Annotated in this window: 24 protein-coding genes; 15 read left to right on the top strand and 9 right to left on the bottom strand. The window is 43.8% G+C overall.

The genetic code is table 11. The annotated features are described in order from the left end of the window. Positions 1 to 259 precede the first annotated feature (259 nt). From ORJ01_RS01430 to ORJ01_RS01420, 3 genes are all read right to left on the bottom strand, one after another. The gene (locus ORJ01_RS01430; protein WP_226750897.1) at positions 260 to 697 is read right to left on the bottom strand and encodes an OsmC family protein; all 438 of its coding nucleotides are present in this window, start codon (positions 695 to 697) and stop codon (positions 260 to 262) included. A gap of 115 nt (positions 698 to 812) precedes the next feature. Beyond that, complete coding sequence (locus ORJ01_RS01425; protein WP_306176711.1) at positions 813 to 1,850, bottom strand: glycosyltransferase family protein; 1,038 nt, start codon at positions 1,848 to 1,850, stop codon at positions 813 to 815. Between the two features lie 14 nt (positions 1,851 to 1,864). Then, the gene (locus ORJ01_RS01420; RefSeq protein WP_306176710.1) at positions 1,865 to 2,401 is read right to left on the bottom strand and encodes a phosphatase PAP2 family protein; all 537 of its coding nucleotides are present in this window, start codon (positions 2,399 to 2,401) and stop codon (positions 1,865 to 1,867) included. 218 nt (positions 2,402 to 2,619) lie between these two features. Here ORJ01_RS01420 and rmuC point away from each other — a divergent pair, with 218 nt between their 5' ends. Both rmuC and ORJ01_RS01410 read left to right on the top strand, forming a co-directional pair. Beyond that, positions 2,620 to 4,452: a DNA recombination protein RmuC gene (rmuC, locus tag ORJ01_RS01415; protein ID WP_306176709.1), complete on the top strand. Its 1,833-nt coding sequence runs from the start codon at positions 2,620 to 2,622 to the stop codon at positions 4,450 to 4,452. Positions 4,453 to 4,690: 238 nt separating this feature from the next. After that, positions 4,691 to 5,008, top strand: a complete 318-nt coding sequence (locus ORJ01_RS01410; protein ID WP_306176708.1) for a hypothetical protein — start codon at positions 4,691 to 4,693, stop codon at positions 5,006 to 5,008. A 108-nt stretch (positions 5,009 to 5,116) separates the two neighbouring features. On the opposite strand, the gene ORJ01_RS01405 is transcribed toward ORJ01_RS01410, so the two are convergent. Together ORJ01_RS01405 and ORJ01_RS01400 are read right to left on the bottom strand one after the other, a co-directional pair. Continuing rightward, on the bottom strand, positions 5,117 to 6,514 hold the full coding sequence (locus ORJ01_RS01405; protein ID WP_306176707.1) for a histidine kinase dimerization/phospho-acceptor domain-containing protein: 1,398 nt from the start codon (positions 6,512 to 6,514) through the stop codon (positions 5,117 to 5,119). Between the two features lie 212 nt (positions 6,515 to 6,726). Then, positions 6,727 to 7,434, bottom strand: coding sequence for a phosphatase PAP2 family protein (locus ORJ01_RS01400; protein ID WP_306176706.1), 708 nt, complete (start codon positions 7,432 to 7,434; stop codon positions 6,727 to 6,729). 715 nt (positions 7,435 to 8,149) lie between these two features. Here ORJ01_RS01400 and ORJ01_RS01395 point away from each other — a divergent pair. From ORJ01_RS01395 to ORJ01_RS01365, 7 genes are all read left to right on the top strand, one after another. Beyond that, positions 8,150 to 8,359, top strand: coding sequence for a cold-shock protein (locus tag ORJ01_RS01395; RefSeq protein ID WP_226750905.1), 210 nt, complete (start codon positions 8,150 to 8,152; stop codon positions 8,357 to 8,359). A 223-nt stretch (positions 8,360 to 8,582) separates the two neighbouring features. After that, positions 8,583 to 9,275 (top strand): alpha/beta fold hydrolase, encoded by a 693-nt coding sequence (locus ORJ01_RS01390; protein ID WP_371930704.1) that lies wholly within the window; start codon positions 8,583 to 8,585, stop codon positions 9,273 to 9,275. Positions 9,276 to 9,690: 415 nt separating this feature from the next. Beyond that, positions 9,691 to 10,221, top strand: coding sequence for a spore coat U domain-containing protein (locus tag ORJ01_RS01385; RefSeq protein WP_306176705.1), 531 nt, complete (start codon positions 9,691 to 9,693; stop codon positions 10,219 to 10,221). 65 nt (positions 10,222 to 10,286) lie between these two features. Next, on the top strand, positions 10,287 to 10,793 hold the full coding sequence (locus tag ORJ01_RS01380) for a spore coat U domain-containing protein (protein ID WP_306176704.1): 507 nt from the start codon (positions 10,287 to 10,289) through the stop codon (positions 10,791 to 10,793). Between the two features lie 11 nt (positions 10,794 to 10,804). Then, positions 10,805 to 11,539 (top strand): molecular chaperone, encoded by a 735-nt coding sequence (locus ORJ01_RS01375; RefSeq protein ID WP_306176703.1) that lies wholly within the window; start codon positions 10,805 to 10,807, stop codon positions 11,537 to 11,539. A gap of 2 nt (positions 11,540 to 11,541) precedes the next feature. Then, a complete protein-coding gene (locus ORJ01_RS01370; protein WP_306176702.1) occupies positions 11,542 to 13,824 on the top strand; it encodes a fimbria/pilus outer membrane usher protein in 2,283 nt (760 codons plus the stop codon). A gap of 1 nt (position 13,825) precedes the next feature. Then, positions 13,826 to 14,749, top strand: coding sequence for a spore coat protein U domain-containing protein (locus tag ORJ01_RS01365; RefSeq protein WP_306176701.1), 924 nt, complete (start codon positions 13,826 to 13,828; stop codon positions 14,747 to 14,749). A gap of 90 nt (positions 14,750 to 14,839) precedes the next feature. Here ORJ01_RS01365 and ORJ01_RS01360 read toward each other — a convergent pair whose 3' ends face one another. The 3 genes from ORJ01_RS01360 to ORJ01_RS01350 all read right to left on the bottom strand — a co-directional run bounded on the left by ORJ01_RS01360 (position 14,840) and on the right by ORJ01_RS01350 (position 17,572). Continuing rightward, positions 14,840 to 16,252, bottom strand: coding sequence for a sigma-54 dependent transcriptional regulator (locus ORJ01_RS01360; protein ID WP_306176700.1), 1,413 nt, complete (start codon positions 16,250 to 16,252; stop codon positions 14,840 to 14,842). After that, complete coding sequence (locus tag ORJ01_RS01355; protein WP_306176698.1) at positions 16,245 to 16,634, bottom strand: Hpt domain-containing protein; 390 nt, start codon at positions 16,632 to 16,634, stop codon at positions 16,245 to 16,247. Before ORJ01_RS01355 ends, ORJ01_RS01360 begins: the two co-directional genes overlap by 8 nt. Positions 16,635 to 16,762: 128 nt before the next feature. After that, positions 16,763 to 17,572 (bottom strand): bifunctional diguanylate cyclase/phosphodiesterase, encoded by an 810-nt coding sequence (locus ORJ01_RS01350; RefSeq protein ID WP_306176697.1) that lies wholly within the window; start codon positions 17,570 to 17,572, stop codon positions 16,763 to 16,765. A gap of 636 nt (positions 17,573 to 18,208) precedes the next feature. Here ORJ01_RS01350 and ORJ01_RS01345 point away from each other — a divergent pair. Beyond that, positions 18,209 to 20,641 carry a response regulator gene (locus ORJ01_RS01345; RefSeq protein WP_306176696.1) on the top strand — a complete coding sequence of 811 codons (2,433 nt, stop codon included), beginning with the start codon at positions 18,209 to 18,211 and terminating at the stop codon, positions 20,639 to 20,641. 1,219 nt (positions 20,642 to 21,860) lie between these two features. Continuing rightward, entirely contained in the window at positions 21,861 to 22,718 is an 858-nt protein-coding gene (locus tag ORJ01_RS01340) for a bile acid:sodium symporter family protein (protein ID WP_306176695.1), read from the top strand. On the opposite strand, the gene ORJ01_RS01335 is transcribed toward ORJ01_RS01340, so the two are convergent. Next, positions 22,715 to 23,542 carry a TlpA disulfide reductase family protein gene (locus ORJ01_RS01335; RefSeq protein WP_306176694.1) on the bottom strand — a complete coding sequence of 276 codons (828 nt, stop codon included), beginning with the start codon at positions 23,540 to 23,542 and terminating at the stop codon, positions 22,715 to 22,717. The genes ORJ01_RS01340 and ORJ01_RS01335 overlap by 4 nt on opposite strands. Before the next feature lie 479 nt (positions 23,543 to 24,021). Between ORJ01_RS01335 and ORJ01_RS01330 the strand changes: the two genes are divergently transcribed. The 4 genes from ORJ01_RS01330 to ORJ01_RS01315 all read left to right on the top strand — a co-directional run bounded on the left by ORJ01_RS01330 (position 24,022) and on the right by ORJ01_RS01315 (position 26,343). After that, the gene (locus tag ORJ01_RS01330) at positions 24,022 to 24,573 is read left to right on the top strand and encodes a demethoxyubiquinone hydroxylase family protein (RefSeq protein ID WP_306176693.1); all 552 of its coding nucleotides are present in this window, start codon (positions 24,022 to 24,024) and stop codon (positions 24,571 to 24,573) included. A 181-nt stretch (positions 24,574 to 24,754) separates the two neighbouring features. Further along, positions 24,755 to 25,120 carry a hypothetical protein gene (locus tag ORJ01_RS01325; RefSeq protein ID WP_306176692.1) on the top strand — a complete coding sequence of 122 codons (366 nt, stop codon included), beginning with the start codon at positions 24,755 to 24,757 and terminating at the stop codon, positions 25,118 to 25,120. A gap of 19 nt (positions 25,121 to 25,139) precedes the next feature. Next, positions 25,140 to 25,331, top strand: a complete 192-nt coding sequence (locus ORJ01_RS01320) for a hypothetical protein (RefSeq protein ID WP_306176691.1) — start codon at positions 25,140 to 25,142, stop codon at positions 25,329 to 25,331. A 355-nt stretch (positions 25,332 to 25,686) separates the two neighbouring features. After that, positions 25,687 to 26,343, top strand: a complete 657-nt coding sequence (locus ORJ01_RS01315) for a GDSL-type esterase/lipase family protein (RefSeq protein ID WP_306176690.1) — start codon at positions 25,687 to 25,689, stop codon at positions 26,341 to 26,343. Positions 26,344 to 26,366 lie beyond the last annotated feature (23 nt).

Raw genomic sequence — 26,366 nt, 5'->3', positions numbered from 1 at the left:
AGAAGTGATTGAAAACCATCCAATATTTAGCATAATGCCGAAAATAGCCAGTAATTCTTTGACAGTATAGCCTGTATTCGCGCTAAATGTCGGTATTAGTTTTGCTGTTAAAGTTATTGTTAAAAACAACGATCGCGAATGTGCGTGCCTAAGTAAATCGTGACATCAATCAATTTTTTATGAGCTTTTGCAGCACGAAGCAGTGAAAAAGTAAGCGGCCACCGAAGCTCAGCGACAGGTGGCCATAAAGTGGCTATTTCTAAGCTAAACTATGCACTACAATCGTGCTGTGGGTTAAATTGTCATGCAATGGGCAACGTTGACAGATTTCATCTAAAAACTGTTGTTTTTGTTCATCGGTTAAATCGGCATCGATCACGGCACTGATGCGGATCTCCGTAAAACCCACTCGATCATCAGTGGTTTTGCCAAGCAAGCCGGCAGGATTGTAATCACCATCCACTTTTACTTGCATGCTGCGTAAGGTGATTTTTTGTTGAAAGGCCGCGATCCGACCAATGGTGCCGATACAGGCGCCCACGGTAAATAACAACATTTGCAACGGCGTAGGGCCCAAGCCAGTACCTTTAGCGGCAACCGGTTGGTCGATAACAACCGTGTGTCCATCCATGACACCGCTAATGGCAAAGCCCGCATCCATGTTGGCATTAACAGAAACCGTTCTAAGTTCACTCATTGGTATTGCCCTTAAATTAGTATTTTATTAGATTAAGCTAATCTTAGCGGCAAACTGGCTAGGCCACCTGTTCTAGATCAACTTTTATGCGGGTTTAAGCTAAGTATCACCGCGTCTATTCGTTCTGTTGCCAAGCTTGGCGTACAACATCTGATACGGGGCGAACACAGCCTTGTTTAAGCCATTGCGCTACAGCGGGCAGGGGATCAGGGAAAGCATAAGGTTGAGCAGCTTCTTGTTGTAACCAAGTATCTAAGACGTTGGCCGTAAAGTCAGAGAACACACTTGCTTTGGCCATATTTGCTAAGGTATAGGCATTATAGGCTTGTTCGATTTGCCCCTTTAATGGCTTGATCAGCAGTTTTTTACCAGCTCGCAGAGCTTCGCTGCATAGGCCAAAACCACTGTTACAAATAACACCGCTAGCGTGGTGTAAATCAAGCGGAAAAGCTTGTCGGGAGAATGGCAGTAGTTTGACATTTTCATCTTGGTAAGGCGCCTTAATTTCGGTGTAGAGCTTAAATTGCCAAACTGGGTGTTGCTTTAACCAAGCTAAAATTTGTGCAAGTTGTTCAAAAGGTAAATACACCAGGATAAAGGGTTCAAAGCTAGCAAAGTTAGCAGGCTGATTAAAAACGGCCGGTGCAGACAATAATGGCGGCAGCAGATCCGGATAATCAGGTTGCCAATGCACACCTAAATAGTGTTGAGCAGGTGCAAAAACACTGACGGCAGCTTTTAACCAGGTCACCGACTGCTTTCCCGCCAGCGGATGACGCAAAGCATACTGCCTGGCTAAACCTACTGATAAAATACCTTGGCGCTTGGCGGCCCAGGCGCTCACCGGCTCAAAGTCCGTTAGCACCAGATCGTAAGCGCTAACATCGAGCTGACGTACATCTTTTATAAACTGCAGAGGCTTTAATTGGCGTAACGTGCTTAACGGCTGTACCTTGCCATTACGGCTACTAAAGGTAAAGCCGTTAGCCCAGGCATAGTCTTTAAACATCGCCATATCAAACAGTTGTGCTTCAGAGCGGCCACTGAATAAAAAGTCTACCTCGATGCCTTGTTGCTGTAATGCCGGTAACAAGGCACGCGCACGGGTGATATGTCCATTTCCGGTTGCCTGCACTCCATAGAGTATTTTCATCGGGTTTAGTGTCTTTATATTACAACAAGCTGGCTGCCCAGCAGCAGTAGGGCAATAGCCGAGCCTAACGCTGCACCGGCAAGTATGTCTGTTAGGTAATGCACACCTAAAAGCACTCTGGATAGGCCAATGCCACTTGCCAGCAATAAATAATAGGGTGTAAACGCTGGATAAAAGGCGGCCAGCATCCAAGCAAACAGAAAGGCTGCAGCCGTGTGGCCAGAGGGAAAGCTAAAACGGTCAGAGGGACGAATGGCCGGTGTCCAACCATGCTGGGCGGCACCGCGAGGGCGTTCGCGCTGAATGACATTTTTTAGTAACAAGTACAGGGGTAACTCGATGGCAAAAGCCAGTAAGCAGCTTTGAAAAAACAGCTGACCTTGTTGTTGCTCAAACTGCCAAATTAATAACGCACAAAGTAAATACAAGGGGCCATCGCCACAGCGAGATAAAGCCAAGCTGAGCTTTTTTATCGACGGCATTTGGCCAACCAAGTTAACGCGAAAGAACAGTTGATTGTCTAATAAACTTAATTTTTGTCGTGTATTCATCTGTTTTATCTCTGGCGAAATCTGCAGCTATTACAGGTGCTGCAGATGACACTAAGGTGAAAACCAAATGAAGCCTTTATGACAGCTTGAACGCAAAGGCGTGCTGGTGACTGTTTTGCCCGACATATTTTAACGGCGAAGCTGCATTTACAGTGTGATTGCTTTATAGTTTGATGGTATTAGGATCTTCGACAAGCCCTTAATTTTAAGGATAAATAATGCTTTCTTTGCAGTGGACACCTGAGTTGGTTGTTGTTTTGAGCACAAGTGCGTTTGTGTTAGTGTTAATCAGTTTTTTAGTAGCAAAAACTCTTTTTGCTCGAAAAAATGCGGAATTAGCCACGCAATTAATGAATGAGCGCACTGCACTGGGGCAACTTCATGCCCAGCATCAGCAGCTGCAAACCACGCTTAAACAACAAGAGTTAGCTGCCCACCAACAGGAATTAACGCAAAGCCGGTTACACGCGCAATTACAGCATGCGGAACAGAACGAAAAACGGATAACTAGCGAGGCGAGCGAGCAAAAGCAACAGCTTAGCTTATTGCGTGCAGATCTTGATAAGCTAAGACAAGTTTTACATAACAGCGAAAAACAGCTTGAAGCGGCACAAGCAGAGGGCCGGGCACAGCGTGAAATGGCCACAGAGTTACGTCAGCGGTTAATGCACACTCAGCAAGAATTACAAGAGGAGCGAGAGCGAGTCAGTGTGTTAAAAGCCGAGTTATCACAAGAAGGCAAAAAAGCTAAAGCGGCAGAAGTGGCCGAGCAAGAAACGCGTTTGCAGTTACAAGACATGAAAGCCAGCTTGAGCCAAGCCGCCGACAAGTATGACGTACTGCAACAGCAATTAAGCCAATTAAATCGGGCTTATACGCAACTGCAAACCGAGCAAGCTGAACGCGAAGCCAGCCATGCGCGCGAGGTTGCCAATTTTACGGCACAAAAACATAGCCTTGCAGAGCAATTTAAAGTGTTGTCGAACGATATTTTAGAAGCGAAAACCAAATCTTTGCAGGAGAGCAGTAAGCTGTCATTAAGTGCGGTGATGAGTCCGTTTCAACAATCGATTGATAGCTTTAAAAAAGAAGTGCAAGAAATTCATCATCGTGAAACCACACAGCAAGGTGAATTACGCAAAGAGCTCGCCTCATTAAAAGAGCTAAATCAAAAAATCACCACCGAAGCCCATGAGCTTTCTACCGCGTTACGTGGCCAGAAAAAACTGCAAGGTAATTGGGGGGAGTTGGTGCTAGAGAATGTGTTGGATCGCTCTGGCTTGCAGCTAGGTACCGATTACAAACGCGAAGTGAGTTTCAGCACCAGTGAAGGGCGACAGCGACCTGATGCGGTGGTCTATTTACCGCAGGGTAAACACCTTATTATTGATGCCAAAGTATCGCTGAATGCTTATACCCGCTATGTGAATAGTGTGGATGATATTGAGCGGGCACAAGCTTTAAAAGAGCACGTTAGCGCAGTAGCTAGCCGCATTAAAGAACTGGCTGATCGCGATTACTACAAGTTACCGGGTCTGAATTCACCCGAAATGGTGTTTATGTTTATTCCGATAGAGTCAGCTTTTGTTGAAGCGTTAAAAGCAGACGAAAGCTTATTTCAGCAGGCTATCGAAAACAATGTGCTGGTCGCGACACCGACCACCTTATTAACCAGCTTGAACATTGTGCGTCAGCTGTGGCGCTATGAAGATCAAAACAAACATACGGCGGCACTGGCGAGTAAAGCTGAGGCCGTTTTTAAAAAGCTGAATACTTTTTTAAGCAGTTTTGAAAAGATTAAAAAAGGCTTAGATACCGCAACTGAGGCCTACAGCACCGCTGAAAATCAACTGGTCAGTGGCAAAGGTAACTTGGTGAAACAGGTGGGTGAGTTTAAAAATCTTGCTCCGGCGATAAAAGCTGAACTGCCCAGTTATTTTGTTGAAAAAGCCGCGTTAGAAATTGATTTTATCACCCCCGACACCGCGGGCGAGGCACCTCAATCCACGCTATTATGTGATGATACGGTAGTTGAGTTTTCAAACTCATAAACCGGCGCTATTGCCGGCGATAATCGGGTTTAGCGCTATAAGGCTAAACCCGTCCCAACGTGGTAACAGGCATGCAGAGTAAAGCCGCTGCGGCATGATGATTATTTTGTCTAGACGCCCGCCATCTGGGCTAAGCGAACCAAGCGAAACCCACTACGCTAAGCCAACTGGGCTTGTAAAGCCGGCTGACTCAGGCTATAACCAGCCAATAATGTTATGAGCTGTGTGGAGTATCAACATGAGCAAATTTTTAAGCCTGATTTTTATCTGTTTAACGTTTCAAAGCATCGCTTCTGAGGCGCAACCCTCAAAACAGCAGAATGATGAACGCATCCAAATGATGATCGTCGCCAAAGCGACGGGGATGTGTGATGCCCTTAGCCAAATTATTACGTTTCAACAAACCCATAAAATGCCAGGTTCTGATCAATTCGTGATCCGCTTTCTGAATGACGAAGCCGCACGGTTAAACAAAAGCTTAGATGATTATATGGCGCAATGTGCTGCGGTATCTGAGCAATACCATCGCTACATGAATGAACTGGGATTTCGTTAGTCGATAACCAGGCCCTTAGCACGGTTGGCTGAGGGCTTAATTAATCTGATTGCAGCAGATAAACCGTTTTCGCTGCTAAGCGTTGTTGGTTAGCTTCTACTAGGGCTATTAAGCCTTGGTAGATCCCTCTTTAAGAGGGAACGTTAAAGTCACGTTAAAGTTATCCGCCGCAAGCTGATAGCTAATATTGGCGTGATGTAACTCGACAATCCGCATCACAATAGATAAACCTAGCCCACTGCCGTTGATAGATTGATGTTTCGGATCGCGATAAAATCGCTCACCCATGCGGTTAACATCGGGTTTAATTTGCGATGGGTTGATGATAGAAATAACCAATGCATTGTCGTCATTTTTAGCGGCGTTTACGCTAACTTGCTGCTCCGGCTCTGCATACTTAGCTGCATTTTCGAGTAGATTTTTAAATACAATACTCAGTAACAACGGCTCGCCGTAAATATTCAATGCGGGGTCCACAGTAAGCTGCCATTCTGTGCTTTCTAAAAGCGTTAGCGGTAATGCGGATAAGCTGTTGTTCAACAGTTGCGTCAGCGGCATGTTACTACACGCGGTATCGGCAATCCGCTCTACGCGGCTAAGCTGTAATAATTGATTCACCAGATGAGTCATTTTCTTACTGCCAAGTAAGATCGACTCTGCCGCTTCTTTGATTTCTTCGGGTGTTTTCGCATCTAATAAGTTGGTACAGTGCAACTGCAAAATGCTGAGTGGGGTTCTCAATTCGTGCGCGGCGTCAGCAGTAAAACGCTTTTCTTGATGTAAAAAATGGGCAACGCGATGGATCAACTGATTAATTGCCAGCTTAATCGGTTGTAACTCGGCCGGTTGTGCCAAGGTAATTTCGGTTAATTGTTCAGGCGATTTGGCCGCCACTAGCCGTGCTAGTTGTTTTAATGGTAATAGCACCCATTTAATGACAATGTAAATTAGTATACTTAAAGGCAGTAGCAACACTAAAATGGGTCTAATTTGCGCTAAGGCAAGATGACCACTGATTTCTTCGCGCACATCTTCTCGCTGCGCCGTCACTACCCAGGTATCTTGCTCCGGTAAATACAACACAAAGCTGATCCATAATTCATCTTGATAAAACAATTCATGGAAACCTTCGTTTTTAACCAAAGGCGGAAAGCTTAAGGTATTTTCCGATTCCATCAGCAATTTGTCATGTTGCCATACCTGAAAGGCTAGCTTGCGTTCATATTTATGGGCCGAATATTGCCGTTGTTGCGCAGCAGTTTGGTTTTCGCCGCTGTCAATAATGTTCGGTACGGCGATGATGATAGGTAACTCGGTGTCGTCAAACGAAATGTTATGCAACAAGGCACTTACCAAGCGAGCATTTCGCGCTAATTGGGCATCGTAAATCTCATCTAACTCATGCAGCGCATTATTGTAAGAAATATAAGCGGTGATACTTAAACTGACAAAAATAATGCTGTTGATCACCAACAACAACCAAAATTTGATACTGTTAAACTGCATAACGACGCTTCAACATAGAGCCTACACCATTGATAGTGATAAATAAGAAGGCAGGTTTTTACTGCACAAAAGTAGTTACTGTTATTGCATAGTTTAGATGCGTTTTAAGCTAATTAAGCATGGCTGTTTCAGCATGATAACGCAATGTTTTCGTTCAATCTTTCCAAGTTTTGTTAAGGCCAACCGCAGCATGTCAACCTCAGGGGGCTAAGTTAGCTGCTATGAGCAACCCATGAGGTTTCGGTTTTAAAAAAGAGCATAAAGCAAAATCGAGCACAGCCCAGACAAAGTAGTAGAGTGGTTAAATCATGCGACAAAAAGTGAGCCCCACGTAATTGCTGCGCCATACCCAAAACACTGCCCGCCACTAGCCCTAGGGCTAAGCCAGAATAACGCCACGTTGGTGCGGTTTTTTCAAAGAAAAAATACAATGCCACCCAGGCAAAACCGACACTGGCATGGCCCGCAGGAAAACAACGGTGGTAGGGTAAAAAAGACGGTTTTATTTGCAAGTAATGTATATAAGGCTCGCTGCCACCAAAGGCCAATAAATCCCAAGGACAGGCTACGTTGGTGATGGTTTTAAGGTAGGCGACAATAAAAAAAGAGGTAGCCAAGGATAGGCTCAACGCAGCGTAAGCCCGCGCTTTGGTTGGATAACGTGTTGCTTGTAAACCGTAATATAAGGTGGTGAGTAGCACAGCCAAAACCAGAATATAATTCAGGCTTCTGGCACCCTCATGCAAAACGGTTTGGGTGAGCCAATGATCACGCAATAGCCACTGTTGGCCTTCTAACGAATATAAAAAGTGAGCAAACCACACATCGCCACCGGCATAATCCAACATCCACATCAGGGTGGCATAGGCTACCAGTAGCCCGAGCAGAGCGCGATTTGAGAAAAACTGACGAACCAACATACTATCTCAACCTATATAGTCGAACAAAGGCTATTTACGTAGCGCTTAGCCGAAGTGACATGCTTTGGCAATTAAACCCATCGCTGCGTTAAACCAAATTAGCATGCCACTGCGTTAATAAGCGCAAATACAAACTGAGCATTAACGGCAAAAGTGCTACTTAGCAGACATTATCGTGATGTTTTCTTAAGTAAGGCTTAATTTAAGCCCAGCGCTGATGACTTGAATGCGACTGTTTAAAGGGCGTTAAGGGACATTTTTTTAATAACTGAATTGGCAAATGGCAAAACATGCAACAAGCTGGCTGAGATTGCCAAAGGCGAGGTCACACCCGTGCCACTGGCCACTCGAGCAAAGCTTCTATTGAAATTGTTGGCGGCGGCAAAGCAGGTTAACACCTATGTAATGTGGCAAGCAGGAGACTAAACTTGTTCTAGCCTTACTTGTTCTGGCCTTGGTTCTAGCCCTGTATAGTGAGCTTTAATTTTTATTTACAACTGATTTAAAATTTATTTTCATTTTTTATAGAATAAGCTTTGACAGCCCAGTTTTAACCTATACACTACGCAGGCTTTATCAGCTTGTTCATTTTTTATGCAAACCTTGAATGTTACTACCGTTAGTATCCCTTCCTGTATTCATAAGCTTAAACATCTCTTGCAGCATTATCGCCTTAACTAAGGCACATTTAATTTAATTAATACAGGTAACTCTTATGTCTACTCCAACTACCGGCATCGTAAAATGGTTTAACGAAGCGAAAGGCTTTGGTTTTATTGAACAGGCTTCAGGCCCAGATGTGTTTGCACACTTCAGCGAAATCTTAAACACAGGCTTTAAAACCTTGCAAGAAGGTCAGCGCGTGCAGTTCACTGTAACAGCCGGCCAAAAAGGCCCACAAGCTTCAAAAATCGCTGTAATGTAATGGCTTAAAGCCGTACCTGAGCCAGCAAGCATTGCTTGTAGCGAAGGTTACAGTACTAAAAAGGTCACTGCCATGCAGCGGCCTTTTTGCTTTTGGGGCTTTAGCTATCGGTCGGTAGATTGTACAGGGCCGCAGGCTTTGCTTCGATGAGCAACACTAAAGTGTTATGGTGAATATTTCAGCAACTGTTTAGCTTGATGGTGAAAACAACCAGGAGTTAAACATGTATAACAAAAAAACACTGATGGCTTTGTTACTGTTGATGTTCAGCCAAGCGGTAAATGCGGCTTGTGTTGATGCCGTTGTGCTTGTGCACGGCAACACGGCTACCCCCGCCAGTTGGGATAACACTTATACCTACTTACTCAGTAAAGGCTACACCAGCAGTGATATTTACCGACCTAATTGGGGATCGAAAACCTGTGCGGCCTGTAATGACCATAATGGCACCGAGGAAACACCGGTTAGAAATGCTTTGGTAACGGCGTTAAATCAGTCTTGCACCGGTAAAATTGATGTGATTGGCCATTCTATGGGCGCGACCTTGGCTGCTCAGCAGATTGATAAATTGGCCATCGCCTCGCAAGTAAACAGCTTTGTGGGTATAGCGGGGGCTTTTCGGGGCCTATTAAGCTGTGGTGTGTATCCTTACAATGTATGGAATAGCACCTGCGGCAGCAAGGGGTTATCGGTTTCCAGCCCATTTTTAGATAGCATTTATGGTACGCACTTTGGTAATAAGGTGTATTCCATTAAAAGCTATATAGATCAAGTGGTTTGCTCTACAGGTAGCTGCTTAGTGTATGGCATACATAGCAGCAGTATCTGGGGTGAAAACGCCACTTACAACTATAATTTGGGGCATTTTGGCTTACAAACGGACACTGCCGCTCAGCAATATATATTGATTAAATAACAACCATTCTAACTTTAATCAAAGCGCCTATTACGGTGCCGCCCATCGGCGTTGCTTAAAAACGCGTTACCATAGAGAAAGCCGGCCTGTTTGCAGCCATAGCCGGCAAGCTTAAGTGTCCCGTAGCAAGTAATTGAAACGATGCCAGTTGCCATAACTAAAATACTTTGATGACAATAAAACGTGCTGGTGCGGTAACTAAGTAGTCATTCTTTTAATCCAATACAGCAATCAAATATCAATTTGCATTTTGCTAATCAATGATTTGCAAAATGCGAAAAAATCCAGTCACCCTATATTTCTTAAAAATAAAAATATAAAAATCAATAGCATGCTGTTTTTTTGTGTTGGCGCAATACCTGCATAATAACATCTTAGAATAACGTAACTGATTTACAAAACGATGAGGTGGCTTATGAAAACGAACAAATTAGTTTTAATTTCTAGTGCTATTGTTGCAGTTATGACTTCTGCAGCCTCTGCAAGTGAACTACGTGGCGATGTAGATGTGTTACTGGAAATCGGTCAAGGTTGTGCAATAAACGGTATTGCAGCTGCAGGTGTGAATAAATTCGGTACTGTTGATTTTGGTGAGCAAAGCAATTTGGCGCTGTTTATTGATGCTGAATCGACAAGATCTGGCAGCGCAGGTGGTCTGGAGCTTACTTGCAATACTAGTTTGGCTTATGCCGTTTCATTAGATGATGGCGTGAATGCCCTAGCTGGTCAGCGTCGTGTTTCTCGAGGTGGTTTAGACTATGTCCAATACGAGCTTTACCAGGACGCGGCCCGGTCTGTGCGCTGGGGGCAAGGCCCAGAGGCTAGAGCATTAACGGGCACCGGCGCTGCGCAAGCGTTAACCATATATGGTCGTGTGTTAGCCGGGCAGGCCACGCCAGCAGCTGGCAATTATGTCGATACTGTTCGAATGACCATCGCATGGTGATCTCACATATTCTGTGCTAAGGCACTGACTAGGTACCTCTCTTCATTGCTCTGAGGAGAAATATCATGAACGGGAAAAGATTTGTCGTTTTGTTAAGCATGTTTACCGGCTTTCTTTATGGAGAGCAGGCCCAAGATGTAAGCGAGATCAGTATTCAAATAGCACAGGGCTGTGTGTTGGATAACGGTAGTGGAGGTCATGCTTTTGGTACGATTAACTTTGGCGAGCATAGCAACCTGTTAAACGGAGTTAACGCCATATCTTCTATTGGTAATGGTTCTATAGGGTTTCGATGCTCTCCCAATCTTAGTTTTAGAGTGGAGCTGGGTAATGGCCAAAATGCTACGGGCAGTAATCGACAACTCTTAAACTCAACAACCAACCAATTAATACCTTACCAGCTGTTTCAGGATGCAGCCAGAAGCCTAGTATGGGATAGCAATAATGCCGTTACGGGTACCGCCAACGGAAAGCAAAAATGGCTGACTATTTATGGCGCAATATCTCCTCAGGCATCGACCCCATCTGCGGGTCAATACCGAGATAGCGTTGAAGTACTCTTAGTTTTTTGAGGAGAAGCATCATGAAAATTATGCCTGTTGTAATCATCTGCCTGATGACGTTAATGACCAGCGTTGGCCATGCTGCAGAGCTTTTGATCTCTCCTGTTAATATTGATATTCCACCTGGTGAAAAATCAGCACTACTGACGCTACAAAACAACAGTAATAAAACCATAAAAATTCAAGTGAGAGTTAGGCCCTGGGATTGGGATAATGAAATCAATCAACCCAGAAATGTAGTGGTAAGTCCGTCATCGTTAAATATTCAGCCTGGAAAGCAGCAGGTAGTGAGAGTTGTCAACGTTGGGCCGGTAAGTACTCTTGACAGAGAGCAGCTTTATCGGGTGATTTTAGACGAGATCCCAGATTTAGAGCAGCCCGCTGAAAAGGGTTTGGTGTTAAGGGTAAGATACGCACTGCCACTGTTTATTGGCGGGCCTGATTTATCGACCAGTCGCATTAACGATTTTGAAAAATTGAAAAGCATTTGGCAACAGTTCATAAGTTACAGATACGACGCAGAAACGAGACAATTAGTGTTTAACAATCGTGCAACCGGGCATGCAAGAATATCAAAAGTAAAACTGATCGATGCCGAAGGCAGAGAGAGTGCAATATTCGCTGGTCTACTTGGTTACGTATTAGCAAACAGTGAATCTGCTTTTGCAGTGGCTGCTTTACCGCTAACTGAAGAAATGAAATTGTATGCTGAAGTTAATGGTATCACGCTAGAGATCCCTGCTGACGGGAGATAAAAATGCGAAAGCTGATATCTGTAACATCGCTTCTAGGCTTGATATTTTGTTCGACACTTCGTGCTGAAACCTTATTCTTAGACGTCTTTTTAAATGGCGTTAAAGTTAAAGAACTAGTGCAATTCGAGCATGATCAAACGCATTTTTGGAGCGATGACAATATCCTGCAAACGACAAGTTTGGCTGAATATGCTACGGGGCTGAGTGGTCGAATCGATTATTGTGCGCTTAATGCAATTCAGTGCGAATATGACGTTTATACCCAGCGGTTATACTTAACCGCTGAATTAGGGTTGTTTCCAGCACAGCGTATTTCCTCCATTACTAAGAACAATCTATTACCCACTAAATCATCCGGTGCATTGCTGAACTATGACGCCTATCTTCGCGATTTTAGTGGTGGCGTACAAACGTTAGACTTGCTTCAGCAATGGCGTGGTTTTGGCAATTATGGCATTGTTGAGACGACAGCGAACTATCGGCATTACTTCGGTAATGACGCCCAGAGTGGCACTAATCAGGGGTTGGTTCGTTACGATAGCTTTTGGCAATACAATGATGAAACCAATATGCGTTTTTGGCGTGTGGGTGACATGGTAAGTGGTTCAAGTGGCTGGGCCCGTCAAGTTAGAATGGGGGGAGTGAAGTTTTCACGTCGTTTCGAGTTAGACCCCCAATTTGTGCGCTATCCCTATCCTGAATTTGCAGGCAGTGCCGTATTGCCCTCTGATGTAGAGATTTTTATTAACAGCTCAAAGCTCTATGCCGGACAGGTTGCACCCGGGCCTTTCATCCTAGATAGTGAACCCACCATAACGGGTTTGGCAACGGCCACGATTGTGACTACCGATATAACAGGACAAGCTGTAAGCCGTGAAGTGGAGTTTTACATAGCACCCGATTTACTGCGAAAAGGCGTGCTTGACTATGACCTTAACCTTGGTGTTTTACGACAAAACTTTGGTATCCGTTCTTTCGACTATGGCAGCAGTACCATTGGAATAGCAGATTTAAGATACGGTTTGTCGGATACCATAACCCTAGGAGGGCATGCAGAGGTTGGTGCTGGTATTTACAATCTAGGTGGTGGCACAGACTTTAACCTAGCAAATCTTGGCGTAATTTCACTTGCGACAGCTTATGGTAAAAATGAGCAACATGGCGGTTGGTTAGGCTTATTCGGTTATCGTTTTCAAGCGCGAAACTGGGGTGTTGCCTTTAAATATAAACAGCAGCAACAAACCTATCAAGATATTGGTACCACGCAACTGGTGCTGCAGAATAAACGAGAAATCCAGCTGAACGCGGCTTACTCGTTCAATAATGGCGTTTCGATGGGCGTGGGATACTTTGCCTTAAAGCCTTTTGACGGGCAGAGCCGTCGTCTGCTCTCAATATTTTATAACCAGTCGTTTGAAACGGCTTCGCTGTCTGCCTCATTAAACTGGGATGCTGAGCTATCATCAAAAAGTTTCGGTATAAATGTATCATTTCCATTAGGGAATCGATACCGAGCTAACACTAATGTGCAAAAAGATACCAAGGGTAAGATGAACGCGCTCGTTTCTGTTAATCAAGCACGAGTGGGTAATCAAGGATTGCGCTGGGCCGCAAGCGCGGTGGTTGGATCGGGTGACTACTCCGTTAGTGGTGGCTGGAAAGGCAGAGCAGCAGAGTATTCAGGTGGTATCTACGATCGAGGCGATAGCAAAGGTTATTTTGCTCAAGCCTCTGGTGCGATTGTCTGGGCTGAAAATACCTTACTTTTAGGCAATCGAATTGCAGATGCGTTTGCAATCGTTTCAACCGGCGGTTTAGCGAATGTGCCAGTGGTAGTAGAAAACCAGTTGGTCGGTGAATCAGATAGTAACGGGTTATTACTGGTAACAGGCCTGGCCTCATACAATCCCGTCAATATAGGTATTCATACTAAACCGCTCCCTATTGATATAAATGTTGTCAATGATCGGATCACGATTATGACCGCCGCAGGTCATGGTGCTAAGGTGAATTTTGAGCTTTATCAAACGTATGCCGCGATAGTAATCGTGCAGGATGAAGATGGTAAACCTATACCGGTAGGTAGTATTGCGACAATTAATAACGAAGATTCACCCTATTTTGTGGGCTGGGATGGCGAGTTGTATTTAGAGAGATTGCAAAGTACCAATACAGTAACCCTAAAAAACGGAAAATATAGTTGTGTTATTTCGTTCAACTATGAGGTTATCCAAAATGATATTCCGGTGTTAGGGCCTTATGTCTGCGATGCAAAGGAGAATTAAAATGTCTACCAAATACGCGTTAATAGGATTGGTTTTCTTCATGTTGGCCAGCTTTAAACTTCACGCCGGTTGTACAGTGGGTGGTAATTCATCCCAAGACTTGGGGAGCTTCTCATCATCACAAATAGCAACAGCCACACTATCAACACGTTTTAGCTCGAACTTTAGTTGTAGTGGTTTTGTTAACTTACTCGACTTCAGCCGTATTGATGCCACATTAGTGGCAGCCAGCTTTGAGTTAACAAGTGCCAATGTTGATGCTATTCCTTATGTATTGTATACGGATGCAGCCAGAACCACGCCTTTTGTACTCAACAGCACGGTGAATTTTGGGTCATTTAATCTCTTAGATTTATTAGGTTTGTTTGGTGACGATGGCACAATCCCAATCTATTTTGATACTGCTGTGGCTAATGTTTCGGTAGGCACTTACACCGATAGCATTGCTATATTGTGGGAATGGGATTATTGCTCTGGTATTGGCTTATTGGGTATTTGTATCGGCCGTGATACCGGCAGTACAACGATAATTATCAATGTGCAACTGACTGTTACGGGTAGCTGCAGTATTCAAACAACCGATGTGTCGCTTGGTAGCCTCTCTTATCTAGGCAATGTGAGCAGTGCCATTTTGCCTTTAGATATTAACTGCACAAAGCAATTAAGTTATCAGTATTACGTCGATGGCGGAGATAACTTCGCAAACGGTCAACGCAATATGGTGTTCAATGCCGAGGCCATTCCTTACGTTATAAAGACTACAGATGGAAATACTGTTGTTGGTCCGGATATTTCGCAGAGTATTGCCGGACTTGGTAGTGGTCAGGTACAAGGTTTTCAGTTGCTAGTGTCAACCATTGCTGATGACAGATTCCCGCTGCCCGGTTTGTATCGTGATCAGGTCAGAGTGATTGTTGAATTCTGATAGTGCCGAGTTACATAGAATATGATGGTGGGTTGATAGAATGAAAAACAACCTATATCGAATGACAAAAGCTTTAAATAGTTGAAAGCACTAATTATCAGTTTGTTCCCAGGATTTTATTTTGCGATAAATTGTCGAAGCACTTACACCAAGATAAGCAGCAGCAAGCGGTATGTTGCCATCACAACACGCTATGGCCGATAGAATAGTATTTTTTTCGACAATCCATAATGGCACAATATCCTGGTGCGAAGACGCGGCATATGACGGGCTTTTTTTGATATTATTTGTCGGCGCATTGTTTAAAGGGGCGTGTTGAACGTGCCCAAAATCGCTTGGTAGCATTGAAGGCGAGACAACAATACCATCATGCATAACCACGATATTTTCAATGGTATTTTGTAACTCGCGGATATTGCCAGGCCAGTCATAATTTAAGAAAAACTGCTCAACCTCTGGTGATAATTGTTGAAACGCTTTACTGTTCTCCGCTGATTTACTCTGTAAAAAATGTTTTGCTAATAACAGAATGTCATTAGTACGCTCACGCAGCGGTGGTAGTTTTATCGGTATCACATTGAGTCGGTAGTATAGATCCTCTCTAAACCTGCCTTCTCCTACCTCAGCTGACGGATTGCGATTGGTGGCACAGACAATTCGTACATCGCTTTGTTGTAATTGATTGCTACCCACTTTACAAAACGTACCGGTTTGCAAAAAACGTAATAATTTAGCTTGTAAAGCAAACTCCATTTCACAGATTTCATCTAAAAAGAGTGTTCCGCCATTTGCCACTTCTACGGCACCCTTTCGTTCGGTAAGGGCACCACTAAAAGCCCCTCTAACATGACCAAAAAATTCTGACTCAAACAGTTCTGCAGGTATTGCTGCGCAGTTTATGGCAATAAAAGGCTCTTGTCTGCGGGCTCCGGCGTTGTGTAACGTTTGTGCGCACACTTCTTTGCCTGTGCCACTTTCACCGGTAATAAATACGCTAGCTTTGCTGCGTGAAGCACTGATTAATAATCTAAACACCGTTTGCATAGCTAATGATTCGCCGATGAAATCTTGTTTAGGCAAAGATGCCATTTCAGTTTTATGGCACGTTGTTACTAGATCTTTTATTGTTTGTTTATTTGCATTGATTACAGCTGCGACCAAGCGCGCGGCGGAAAACGGTTTTTCGATAAAATCAAACCCACCTAAACGCATTGCTTCAACAGCGATATCAATAGAGCTGTTAGACGTAATAATCACGACCTGTGCGGATTTACTTTGTTTTCTTACAAACTGCAGAACCTCCAGCCCGCTAATATCGGGTAGATTTACATCCTGAACAATAACGGCAGGCATGGACTTTTTAATGGCAGCTAAGGCTGAATAACCATCAAAAAAATGTTGAGTCGTAAAACCCGCTTTTTCTAACTGTCTGCAGTAAAGGGCTCCACTAGAATGACTGTCTTCAACCACATAGACAAGAGTGTTGTTGTTAACGTCAGTCATTAAAACCTTTCCTTTTATTTTCATCTTTGAAGTGAGCTTGATAACGGAACAATGTTTGCTGGGCAATGTTGACTAAGTCGCCTGAGCGTTGCAAAAGTTCTGTTGTTGTATACGATGTGTCTTCATGTATTTCACTAGCGATCCATGCCAGCCTAGCGGCACCGTATAACGCAGCTGAATTTTTCAAAATATGTACGGCGTCAATAACGTCTGATACCTGCTGCTGTTCAATGGCTAAGCTGATTTTTTGCAGCAACTGTTCAAGCTCATGGATAAACAGTAAAGAAAGCTGCTGGCAGGTATCCGCTCCAACATCATTCGACATTGTTTGAATAACACTTTTGTCAAGCAGGGGAAGGATTAATAGCTGGTCACTGGTCATAAGCTAGCCTGTAATGTTTATCGTCCGGTCTGAACAGCTAAAAAACAAAAACACTTAAAACAACTGTGAATGGTGAACTATCACTTTAGTTTGCACATTGCATCGCAAATTGCAAATTAGCCACGGTATTAAAGTGCCCACTGCTCCAAGTTGTAACCAAGTGTATTAGGCTTGCCCAGTAAATATCCTTGTACGACATCACAGCCAAGTTGGCTGAGTATTTGCAGCTGGTTTTCTGTCTCGACACCCTCTGCAATAATAAACAAGCCTAGTCGCTGTGCCATAGCAATCACAGCACTGCACAACGTGAAGTCATCATTATTATTGTCGATCCCATCTACAAAGCTGCGGTCGATTTTTAGGCCGTCGATATTAAATTGACGTAATAAGCTTAATGAGGCAAATCCCGTTCCAAAATCGTCTAGCCATATTTGCACGCCTTCACGTTTAAATGCATTAAAAATATTGGCAATTTTTTGTGGGTTATTTATCAGAGCAGTTTCTGTAAGTTCAAGCTTAATGGCAGACGGCGGTATCGAAAATGTGTGCAACAGTGACATAATCTGTTCAAATATATCGCTATTTAATAATTGTACCGGCGAGACATTTAATGACAAACAAATATCACTCAAACCATGATTTAACATGCATTTTAGATCTAACAAGGCTTTTTGAAAAATCCAGTTGCCCAGTTCCAGTATTTGCCCAGATTGCTCGGCACACGGAATGAAATCGGCAGGTGAAATAACACCAAATTTTGGTGATTGACAGCGTACCAATGATTCAAAGCCTATGATTTTACCAGTATTAACTGAGATCAAAGGTTGATACACCATACTAAAATGTTGATTTTTTAATGCGTGGCTTATTATTTTTCTGATGTTATTCCAGTCTGATTTTTCACCGTCTTGAAAAAATACGATTTGCTGAACTGGCATGGTTGTGAGCTCCGGGATAGTTTAAAACGGCTTTTCTTGTAATTAGCATTTAACAGGCCAATATTTATAAACTAGTCTTTAAATATTGATATACCTTCGCGGCTCAGTGTAATGAGCAATCGTTTTCAGTAATTGGCGTTTATCTACCGGATTTGCGAGATATTTATATATGCTAGTTGTAGCAAAGCATTTTGCTACACCTGCAATGGTATAAACTTTTATGGCATACCATTGGTATGCGCTAGTGCATTGTTGTTGACTGCGAATAGCTTTTTAGCGCTAATTTAGTCCACTTTGGGCATGTAAATAACGTCATAAATCACGGTGCTGGCAGCTTGGATAGTCTTATAAGGCTCAAAGTTATTAATATTTATTCACTGCGGCCAGTAATTTATCCTTATGTAAAGAACGAGGCAATTTTAAGCGTATTTTGTTTTACCCGTGGCGCTAAATTTTTATTTAACTGCGATGTAACAGCGTTATTCATGATGCTCTAAACTATAGTTCAGCTTAAGTTTGCCAAGAAAATAGCCGTTTCAGCATGCTTTATTGGTGCAGTAATGGCTTAATTGGTGGTTTCTGTACTGTGCCCTCAATATCTATGTTTTGCCTTGGTAATGAAAAGCAGGAAATTTGATGACAACAATAATTGGATTAATGAGCCTGTTTTCCGTTTTGATGATTTTTTTAGGGTTTGCTATTGGGCGGCAAAGGCACACATCAGCTCTAGACGTAGGGGGTAACTGTTCTGAATCTAAAACAGCCATTCAGAATGCGTTACTGCACTCGAATCTGTCCGCCATTGTGGTAATTGACAAAGGTGACAAAATTCTTGAGTTTAACCCTTGCGCTGAAATGTTGTTTAAGCGACAACGACAACATGTATTGGGGTTGACTATGGCTGAACTTATTATGCCAGAGCGTTACCGGCAGAAGCAGTGTGCCGGTATGAAACATTACCTTGAAACTGGCATGGGGTCGGTTCTTAAAAAACGAATTGAAGTGCGAGCGTTAAATGCACAGGGTGATGAATTTCCAATAGAGATGGAAATCACGCCGATTGACAGTGCCAACGGTACTATTTTTGTTGCGGTAATAAATGACATTACCGAGCGTGAGCATAGCAGAAAAAAAATTGTTGATGCCTTAGCACAAGCAGAGGAAGCAAATAAGGCGAAATCTCTTTTTTTAACCTCTGTTAGTCATGAAATTCGCACACCGCTTCATGCCGTACTTAGCCTTATTGAGTGCTTGCAGCACACCGCGCTTAGTGATCTGCAGTTGGAATATGTCTCTGCTGCGCAGCAGGCTGGAGACAGATTACTGAATATGGTGAATGACATTCTTGAACTTGGCCAAATTGAATCAGGCAAACGCGAAGTTCATTTTTCATGGTGTCGTCCCAAAGCATTACTTGAGCAGCATCTCGAAGTTTACCGACAAAGCCTAGCTGAAAAAGGCTTAGAGCTTTATTTAATTGAAGCGGGAAACGGCCCGAAGCTGATTAGTACAGACGTTTCTATGCTGCAGCAAATTTTGAGTAACTTACTAAGTAACGCTTGCAAATACACGGAGTCCGGTGGTGTAACCGTGCACAGTTGGTGTCAGGAAGAAACTCTTTACGGCAAGCCGGAACGATGGTGGTGTTGTGACGTGATTGATACCGGCATAAGTTTAACCGAAGAGCAAATGAAATCTCTATTTCAAGAATTTACTCGGCTTCATCAGGATGGTTCGTCATCAGGCTCTGGCGTCGGGTTAATGATAAGTCGTTTGCTGGCAGAGCAGTTGGGTGGATCCTTAAGCGTGCATAGCAACAAAGAGGCTGGCACAACGTTTAGATTATCATTACCGATAGCGCATGTTCGACCAAAACGGCAGTTTAAACAGTTACAGCAATTGATCGTTTTTCTATACTCAGATAACCCACGGTGGTTAAATTGTATGATGCAGCAATTAGTCAATTTGGGGGTGACGCAACAAGAAATTGTTACTGCGGATACATTTTGCCTACTGCCAGATGACGCAATTGTTATTGTTGATACCCAAAAAGGGGCTGTGCCACTGCCATTTAATCCGTTAGTTTTAAGCGAAGAGCAGCAGCATCTTAGAATTATCAGTGCCGGAGATGACTACTCAGCGGCCTTGGCTGCATGCCCAAGACATTTTGCATTTATAAACCAACCTTACCGGCGTCAGGATATCATTGCGGCGCTCAGAGCAGCGCAACGGCAGCGCAGCTTGACATTTAATTCAGTACGAATGAATCCACCTCAAATTATGTTGTCACCGCCACAAACTCGTCAGGCGTTTCATATTCTGTTGGTTGACGATAGTGAAGTAAATCGTCTAACTATCAAGACTTTTCTTGGATTAGAGGGGATGCGGGTAACTGAAGCGTCAAATGGTCAGGAGGCAATAAATGCAGTTCGGGACACAACATTCGACCTGATCCTGATGGATATGCGGATGCCAGTTATGGATGGTATTGAAGCGGCGCAGCTTATCCGTAGTCAGCAACTTGCAAAGGGGACCCCGATAATAGCATTAACTGCTCATGTGCAAGAAACAGAAAAACAACGTTGTCTGGAAGCGGGGATGCAAGATTTTCTGACCAAGCCTATTGGAAAATCTATGTTGATTAAGCGGTTACTGAATTGGTTGCCCAAGCATCGTACCGCCAGCGACCGTGAAGTGTTTACAGGCAGTGTGGATGATACGTCCACAAAATTGTTTGACGAAAAGCTGCTTATGAGATTAAAGCAAGATATACCGCCGGCAAAGTTTAAGCATTTACTAGAAGTGTTTTTGTCAGAGATGGAGAAAAGCGTTTCTCAGATAAACAGCCTCCTCAATCAGCAAAATTTTACCCAGATTGAGATCTTGGTTCATGCAATTAAAAGCAGTGCGAATATGTTTGGCGCTATACAAATGTCAAACTTGGCGCTAAACATTGAAACGGCTTGTCAGGAACAACAGCTAGCAAGGGTAGCGGAATACTGTGCTCTAATGGACGATATGCGTCAACAAACAGAAATAGAGTTTAAACGTTTTGGTTTTGTTCGCTGAGCATAACACTTTTCAGCCTCGTCAAAACTTGGTTTGTCGCGTTTAGATCGTTAGATGGCGTCTCAGGTATTTCAAGCGTGCACTGACGCGAGCGCTGTAGCGGGTGAAAAGTCATGCTGCAACTACTCATGTTTGCATTATGTTTGCGGGCACTTGATTTTTAAAAGCTGAAAACAAAAACGCCACCCGTAAGGTGGCGTTTTCATTAGAATTTTTGGTGCGTCCTAGTGGACTCGAACCACCGACCCCTACCATGTCAAGACAAGTAAACTAGTTATAGCTAAGCTCCTCTAACTGCCTTGAATGTAGTTTATTCTAATAAAAACATAAGTTTAAACTTTAATGGTGGGAAAGTTAAACACGTTTTACAAGTATTTTTTAGTTTTTAGCGATGATGTTGGTCACTAAAACTTTAAAAACTTATCGTGTCCAAAATGAGGCTGTTTTGCGGTTAGGTTTCTAACTGTGCCTTTTGATGAGTTAACAATTGCCGTTTAAGGTCGGTGAAGTGGTTATGATGATCTGTACCTGAGGCCATTAATAAAAAAACAATATCGCAAAAGTGCCTTTTAAGGCGTTTAAGCTTTTAATATTGCCAGCACTGAACCTAAATTAGGTACTTTAAGTTGATTAAGTGAAGCGAGTAAAAAGGAAATTCGTTAAGAACAAAAGTGCAGCTTCGAGTATATTGCTATGCTTAAAGCGCACTTAACTTCTCATTTCTGGTGTTTCATTATGAGCTGCATTTACCTTTTTTGGCCATGCCGAGTTTAGCTATGTCCTTTTACCCTCTTGCTTCATCAACCATCTTAAGTCCGGCACCACCAACAAGCATACCCGGTCTGATAAATTGTAGAACATAATAGTTTTTGCCACTTTCTGTTTTCAAAGTAAGCGTATTAGGAGAAAACTCTGACTAAGCAGCGATTTGGTGCTCGCGATCTGCGTCAACTTCTTCATAGAAAAATATATCCGGAGCAGTTTCACCAATACATTAAACGTTTATCCAAACATCCTTTTTCAGTGCCCCACCAAGGCTGCCTTTTCTATAAACATACAATCCTGCTCCTGGCTATCTTAGCCCAGAGTGTTTTGAATTGAAGAACAGTGCTTAGTGAAGTGTTCACTGTTGCTGGTACGGATCAGTTTGCAACAGCCTTTCAACTTGCACCAAAACAGGTTAGCTTGTCAGCCACTGTATTAATTTGATGTGGCGGCTATGTTTGAAACACTCACTCAGATAGGTTTACCCATTGCGCTAATTATGATTATGACTGGTGTGGGCATGAGCCTGAGACTGGAAAATTTTAAACAAGTAGCGCGCCAGCCTAAAGCATTTTTTATCGGCGCAATGGCGCAACTGTTATTATTGCCATTGCTTGCTGTTGGCATTATTAGCCTGTTTCAATTACAAGGTGAGCTGGCCGTTGGCCTGTTTATTTTGGCTCTTTGCCCCGGCGGTACTACGTCTAATTTGTATAGCTATTTATCAAAAGCCGATGTTGGCTTATCCGTGTCGTTAACCGCGTTGGTGGGCTTTATTACGCCTTTTATCCTACCCTTTCTTGCTGCCTGGGCAATGCAACACTACCTGAGCGCCGACAGTGTATTGCAATTACCGCTATTAAAAACTTGGCTAACACTGCTAATTGTTGGCGTGATACCGGTAGTAATAGGTATGCTGATCAAAGCACGCTTTACGCATTTTGCTGAGTGGGCACAGCCGCAGATCAGCCGTTTTTCCGTGTTGGTACTGCTGTTATTAATTATCAGTATTGCCATAGATTTAGGTGACACCCTTTTGCACTACCTGTGGTTAAGTGGCCCGGCAGCATTGGCGCTAAATGTGTTGTCTATGGCAATGGGTTACGCGCTGGGTCGCTGGCTATTGCATAGCGAACAACAGGCACGCACCATTTGCCTAGAAGTAGGATTACAAAACGGCACTTTGGCACTACTGATTACCACTGGCATCCTGCAAAGTTCTGCCATGTCGATTGCCCCCAGCATATACAGCTTATTGATGTTTGCCAGTGCTAGTTTATTTACCTGGTGGGCATTAAAACGGGCGGCTTAATTAACCGTTCGCCCATGATCACTTGAATTGGCTTTATCAATACCCCGCTGTAATACCGCATGGGATAAGGCACCAAAATGGGCATCAACTAACTTACCCTCGGCACTAAAAAACAGGGTTGCAGGTACCCCCTGCGCACCATAACGGCTTGCAACATCGCCAAGAGGGTCTAATAAGACATGGGAAAAAGTAAGCTGATGCTGGCGTAAATACTGCTGAACTGTGTCGCGGTTTTCTTGCAGGTTTACCAACATAAAACGCACAGCCGGATTTTGATGCTCTGCTTTTAATAACAAGGGCATTTCACGGTGACATGGTGGGCACCAGCTGGCCCAAAGATTAATCACTACCGGTTTACCCTGAGCCAGCTCTGGTAATGCCACGGTATATCCGAATACAGTTTCGAGTCGAATATCGGCCAGCACCTGATGTTGTTGCTGAACATGTATCCAGGCAGAGCCAGCAGAAAAACTGCATGCGCTGACAATAACACCGGCCAGCATGGCCTTCTTTAGTGACGGTGAACGCTTTATCTGCAATAACGTTAGCACCGCCGTGGCTAACAAAACCGCACTAACATCTACACCACGGTCACGAAAATCCAGCATCTGCCAAATGCTGCTATAACTGTCAGCAAAACGAAGAATAAAGATTACACGACCAAATACTAAGGCGCCAAATAGCACCAGTAATAACGGGTCAGTTACACTACGGTTATTGGCTTTGCTAAGCCAACGGGCCACCAGTAAACCGGCAGAAACACTTAACAGCAACAACAGTACCGGCACTGGTAAAGATATTGGCCCAATTGAGATGCTTAACATTAACAGGTTTGTTTTCCGATTGAATTAAAACTAACGTTGAGTATATCGTTTATTGAACTGAAATAACGCTAAGCCGCGCAATGGTGCTGAACTTAAACAGCCAAGCTGTTAAACAGCGGTTGGGTGGTCTTGTGATACAGTCGCGTTAATCTTCCTTAATTTTTGTTGAGTGTTCAGTTTATAACCTTACAGAACTTACCATTACGTTTCAGAATTGCGTTTCACAATTCCAGTCATGATGTTGATCTTATCTCCTCCCTCGCGCATAAAAATCAATAACGATGAGTCGCTCAAATAAACAAGTGTGCAATTGCATCCGTGATATCGCGTTTATAAGGGGCAAAGAGGGGCTCATGATTGGAGCGCGGAAAGAAAGCATTGGCGTTTAGTAATGGTTACTCGAGATCATCCAAAATGCGGATAATCTAAACTTGGGAAGCTATTCATTGGGCAAAATTGTAAACATGGGTGAAGTGGGTATGGAAAAAGTCTCGATATTGCGTTTACCTAGGCATATTCGGTCTGAGCTGCGCGCCAGTCACGCTGGCGAGTTTGGGGCAGTCTGGATTTATCGCGGTATTCTGTGCGCGAATGTAATTCGTCAAGACGCGCAGATAAAATCATTTGCTTTGCAGCACTTGGCCACTGAAAAGTCCCATCTGGAAGGTTTTGAAGCTAATATCCAAATGTATCGCGGTAGTCTGTTGTTGTTTTTCTGGGGGATAGCGGGCTTTGTTACCGGTGCTCTGCCAACGCTCTTGGGAAGAAACTGGATGTTCTATACTATTTTTTGCGTTGAGTCTTTTGTAGATGAACATTATCGCGAGCAGCTTCAATTATTTGAGCATGAGTGCCATCCATTCGTCAGGGAATTTTCTCAGCAGATGGCGGCGTTTCATGCGGATGAAACAGAGCACAGAGATGAAGCTCTGCGCGCAATGACAAAACAAGCGGGTAAAGCAATGCGTTGTTGGGGCCGTTTGATTGCCTACGGTTCTCAATGCGCGGTGAAAGCCGCCAGACTTATTTAGGCTGAAACATGGGTAAAGTGTCGCGTGAAAGAGCATCAAAGGCTTGCGGTATCTGTGAGTCAATTGCTAATAGCGTGTTATACCGAGTGAAGGTCATGCAAAGTCAGATTTGGGTCTTGGTCTGCAAACAGTGTCAAGAGCGGCTGAAGCAAACCAGTGAAGGTTATCACTATGGCGGAACGTGGAAGCAAAAGAAGCGAAATTGATACCCATGCTAAAAAACAAAACCATCAATCACACTCGCGAGCAATGGGTAGACCAGTACCGCTATTTAACTCAGTTTATTATGCCCAAAGAAGCGCTTGATAAACGACACGATTGGCCGAGTAAGCACGACCATTGTTTTCAACGCGTTGTGCTTGATAATGTCTGCAACGGCGCTTGGTATGACTACATTAAGCAACCTGCATATCGGCATTTAAGTGCTGCGCAGGCGCAGGCTGCCGTCAAGCTATGTGAAGACATTCTTGCAGGTGAAGTGGATTTACATTGCTTAAATAAACGGTCTTTAAGATGGAGACAAAAGCAAAGCAGCTTTGCCTTTTAGTGATGAGAACGACGAGAATATGAGTAAAAGAACCTCCCCTAGAGATGCTAAGCACGTGATCACAGCCGACGATGTGGACGACATTGTGTCTGACAAACGCAGCAACTGGCGAGCAAGCGCTGCAAAAGCACGACGCCGGCAGAGACGTTACAAGCGTCTGCTTACACAAGAGTTATTACTAGATGCACAAGCCGACTTATCCAAAACCTAAGCAAGTTGTAATGTCATACAATGATGCATCTTTGCACAATCGTTTTGAGGCGTCGCGCTAGCATCGCAGACAAGGAGGAAGGGCGGCAGAATTGATACTTCTTGTGCTGAACAAAAATCGAATTGGCTATGTGTAATGCAAACTCAGCACACCACACATCACCTGCGCCAGCGGTGACAATCTCTTTATCCAAATTAACTATTTCACCATGAAAAACGGAATGACTTGGCACAGTACCAACACTTCTGCATACCTTGCTAAGCGATTACCATAGCTTATAAGAGGAATAATAAAAAATGATCTGTAAGGTCTGCTACTCTGTGCTCTGTTGCCAATTGCTGCTGCGGAGATTAGCTTGAACATTACCACTTATGTCAATTACGAAAAGTATCAGCAGGCTAACCAGCAATTTATAGCGAATTACCCGCAGGGCGCACTGGTGGTATTTATGGGCGACTCCATCACTGAGTTCTGGCCATACCAACGCCCGACGTTTTTTGCGCAAAATAACTTTATCGGTCGAGGCATAGGCGGCCAAGTTAGCCATCAGATGTTGCTGCGTTTTCGAGAAGATGTGCTTAATCTGAAACCGCAGGTAGTAGTGATCCTCGCTGGCACCAATGATATTGCGCAAAACAGCGGCGCCATTGATTTACCCCGCGTAGCCGACAACATTTTCAGTATGGCCGAACTGGCACGCGCTCACGGTGTCAGTGTCATTCTATGCTCGGTATTACCAGCCAGTGATTTTCCGTGGCGCAGCGGTTTGCAGCCGGTGCACCGTATTGTTGAGCTTAATCAGCTGATTAAACAGTACGCAGTGCAACACCAAATTCCTTATGTAGACTATTACGCAGCCATGAATGATGGCAAAGGTGGCTTGCGGGTGCCTGATTTCACCAATGCAAAAGATCTGGTGCATCCCAACGCCGCAGGTTATGCGTTGATGGAGTCGTTAATTGCGCCAGTGATTGCAAGTGTGCTTCAAGCCGGCAGTAACGAGTTAATCTAGGAGCCTTAACGATCAGTTATTAT

Source organism: Alishewanella sp. SMS8 (assembly GCF_030737935.1).
Lineage (GTDB): Bacteria > Pseudomonadota > Gammaproteobacteria > Enterobacterales > Alteromonadaceae > Alishewanella > Alishewanella maricola.
This window is presented reverse-complemented; position numbering and strand designations above follow the sequence as displayed.

Excerpts from the sequence above, each read along its gene's own strand:
- ORJ01_RS01335 (WP_306176694.1), bottom strand. The coding sequence starts at position 23,542 with ATGTTAAGCATCTCAATTGGGCCAATATCTTTACCAGTGCCGGTACTG.
- ORJ01_RS01355 (WP_306176698.1), bottom strand. The coding sequence starts at position 16,634 with ATGACCAGTGACCAGCTATTAATCCTTCCCCTGCTTGACAAAAGTGTT.
- ORJ01_RS01425 (WP_306176711.1), bottom strand. The coding sequence starts at position 1,850 with ATGAAAATACTCTATGGAGTGCAGGCAACCGGAAATGGACATATCACC.
- ORJ01_RS01365 (WP_306176701.1), top strand. The coding sequence starts at position 13,826 with ATGTCTACCAAATACGCGTTAATAGGATTGGTTTTCTTCATGTTGGCC.
- ORJ01_RS01380 (WP_306176704.1), top strand. The coding sequence starts at position 10,287 with ATGAACGGGAAAAGATTTGTCGTTTTGTTAAGCATGTTTACCGGCTTT.
- ORJ01_RS01340 (WP_306176695.1), top strand. The coding sequence starts at position 21,861 with ATGTTTGAAACACTCACTCAGATAGGTTTACCCATTGCGCTAATTATG.
- ORJ01_RS01385 (WP_306176705.1), top strand. The coding sequence starts at position 9,691 with ATGAAAACGAACAAATTAGTTTTAATTTCTAGTGCTATTGTTGCAGTT.
- ORJ01_RS01420 (WP_306176710.1), bottom strand. The coding sequence starts at position 2,401 with ATGAATACACGACAAAAATTAAGTTTATTAGACAATCAACTGTTCTTT.
- ORJ01_RS01320 (WP_306176691.1), top strand. The coding sequence starts at position 25,140 with ATGAGTAAAAGAACCTCCCCTAGAGATGCTAAGCACGTGATCACAGCC.
- ORJ01_RS01370 (WP_306176702.1), top strand. The coding sequence starts at position 11,542 with ATGCGAAAGCTGATATCTGTAACATCGCTTCTAGGCTTGATATTTTGT.
- ORJ01_RS01390 (WP_371930704.1), top strand. The coding sequence starts at position 8,583 with ATGTATAACAAAAAAACACTGATGGCTTTGTTACTGTTGATGTTCAGC.
- ORJ01_RS01400 (WP_306176706.1), bottom strand. The coding sequence starts at position 7,434 with ATGTTGGTTCGTCAGTTTTTCTCAAATCGCGCTCTGCTCGGGCTACTG.
- ORJ01_RS01360 (WP_306176700.1), bottom strand. The coding sequence starts at position 16,252 with ATGACTGACGTTAACAACAACACTCTTGTCTATGTGGTTGAAGACAGT.
- ORJ01_RS01405 (WP_306176707.1), bottom strand. The coding sequence starts at position 6,514 with ATGCAGTTTAACAGTATCAAATTTTGGTTGTTGTTGGTGATCAACAGC.
- ORJ01_RS01375 (WP_306176703.1), top strand. The coding sequence starts at position 10,805 with ATGAAAATTATGCCTGTTGTAATCATCTGCCTGATGACGTTAATGACC.
- ORJ01_RS01345 (WP_306176696.1), top strand. The coding sequence starts at position 18,209 with ATGACAACAATAATTGGATTAATGAGCCTGTTTTCCGTTTTGATGATT.
- ORJ01_RS01430 (WP_226750897.1), bottom strand. The coding sequence starts at position 697 with ATGAGTGAACTTAGAACGGTTTCTGTTAATGCCAACATGGATGCGGGC.
- ORJ01_RS01395 (WP_226750905.1), top strand. The coding sequence starts at position 8,150 with ATGTCTACTCCAACTACCGGCATCGTAAAATGGTTTAACGAAGCGAAA.
- ORJ01_RS01350 (WP_306176697.1), bottom strand. The coding sequence starts at position 17,572 with ATGCCAGTTCAGCAAATCGTATTTTTTCAAGACGGTGAAAAATCAGAC.
- ORJ01_RS01330 (WP_306176693.1), top strand. The coding sequence starts at position 24,022 with ATGGAAAAAGTCTCGATATTGCGTTTACCTAGGCATATTCGGTCTGAG.
- rmuC (WP_306176709.1), top strand. The coding sequence starts at position 2,620 with ATGCTTTCTTTGCAGTGGACACCTGAGTTGGTTGTTGTTTTGAGCACA.
- ORJ01_RS01410 (WP_306176708.1), top strand. The coding sequence starts at position 4,691 with ATGAGCAAATTTTTAAGCCTGATTTTTATCTGTTTAACGTTTCAAAGC.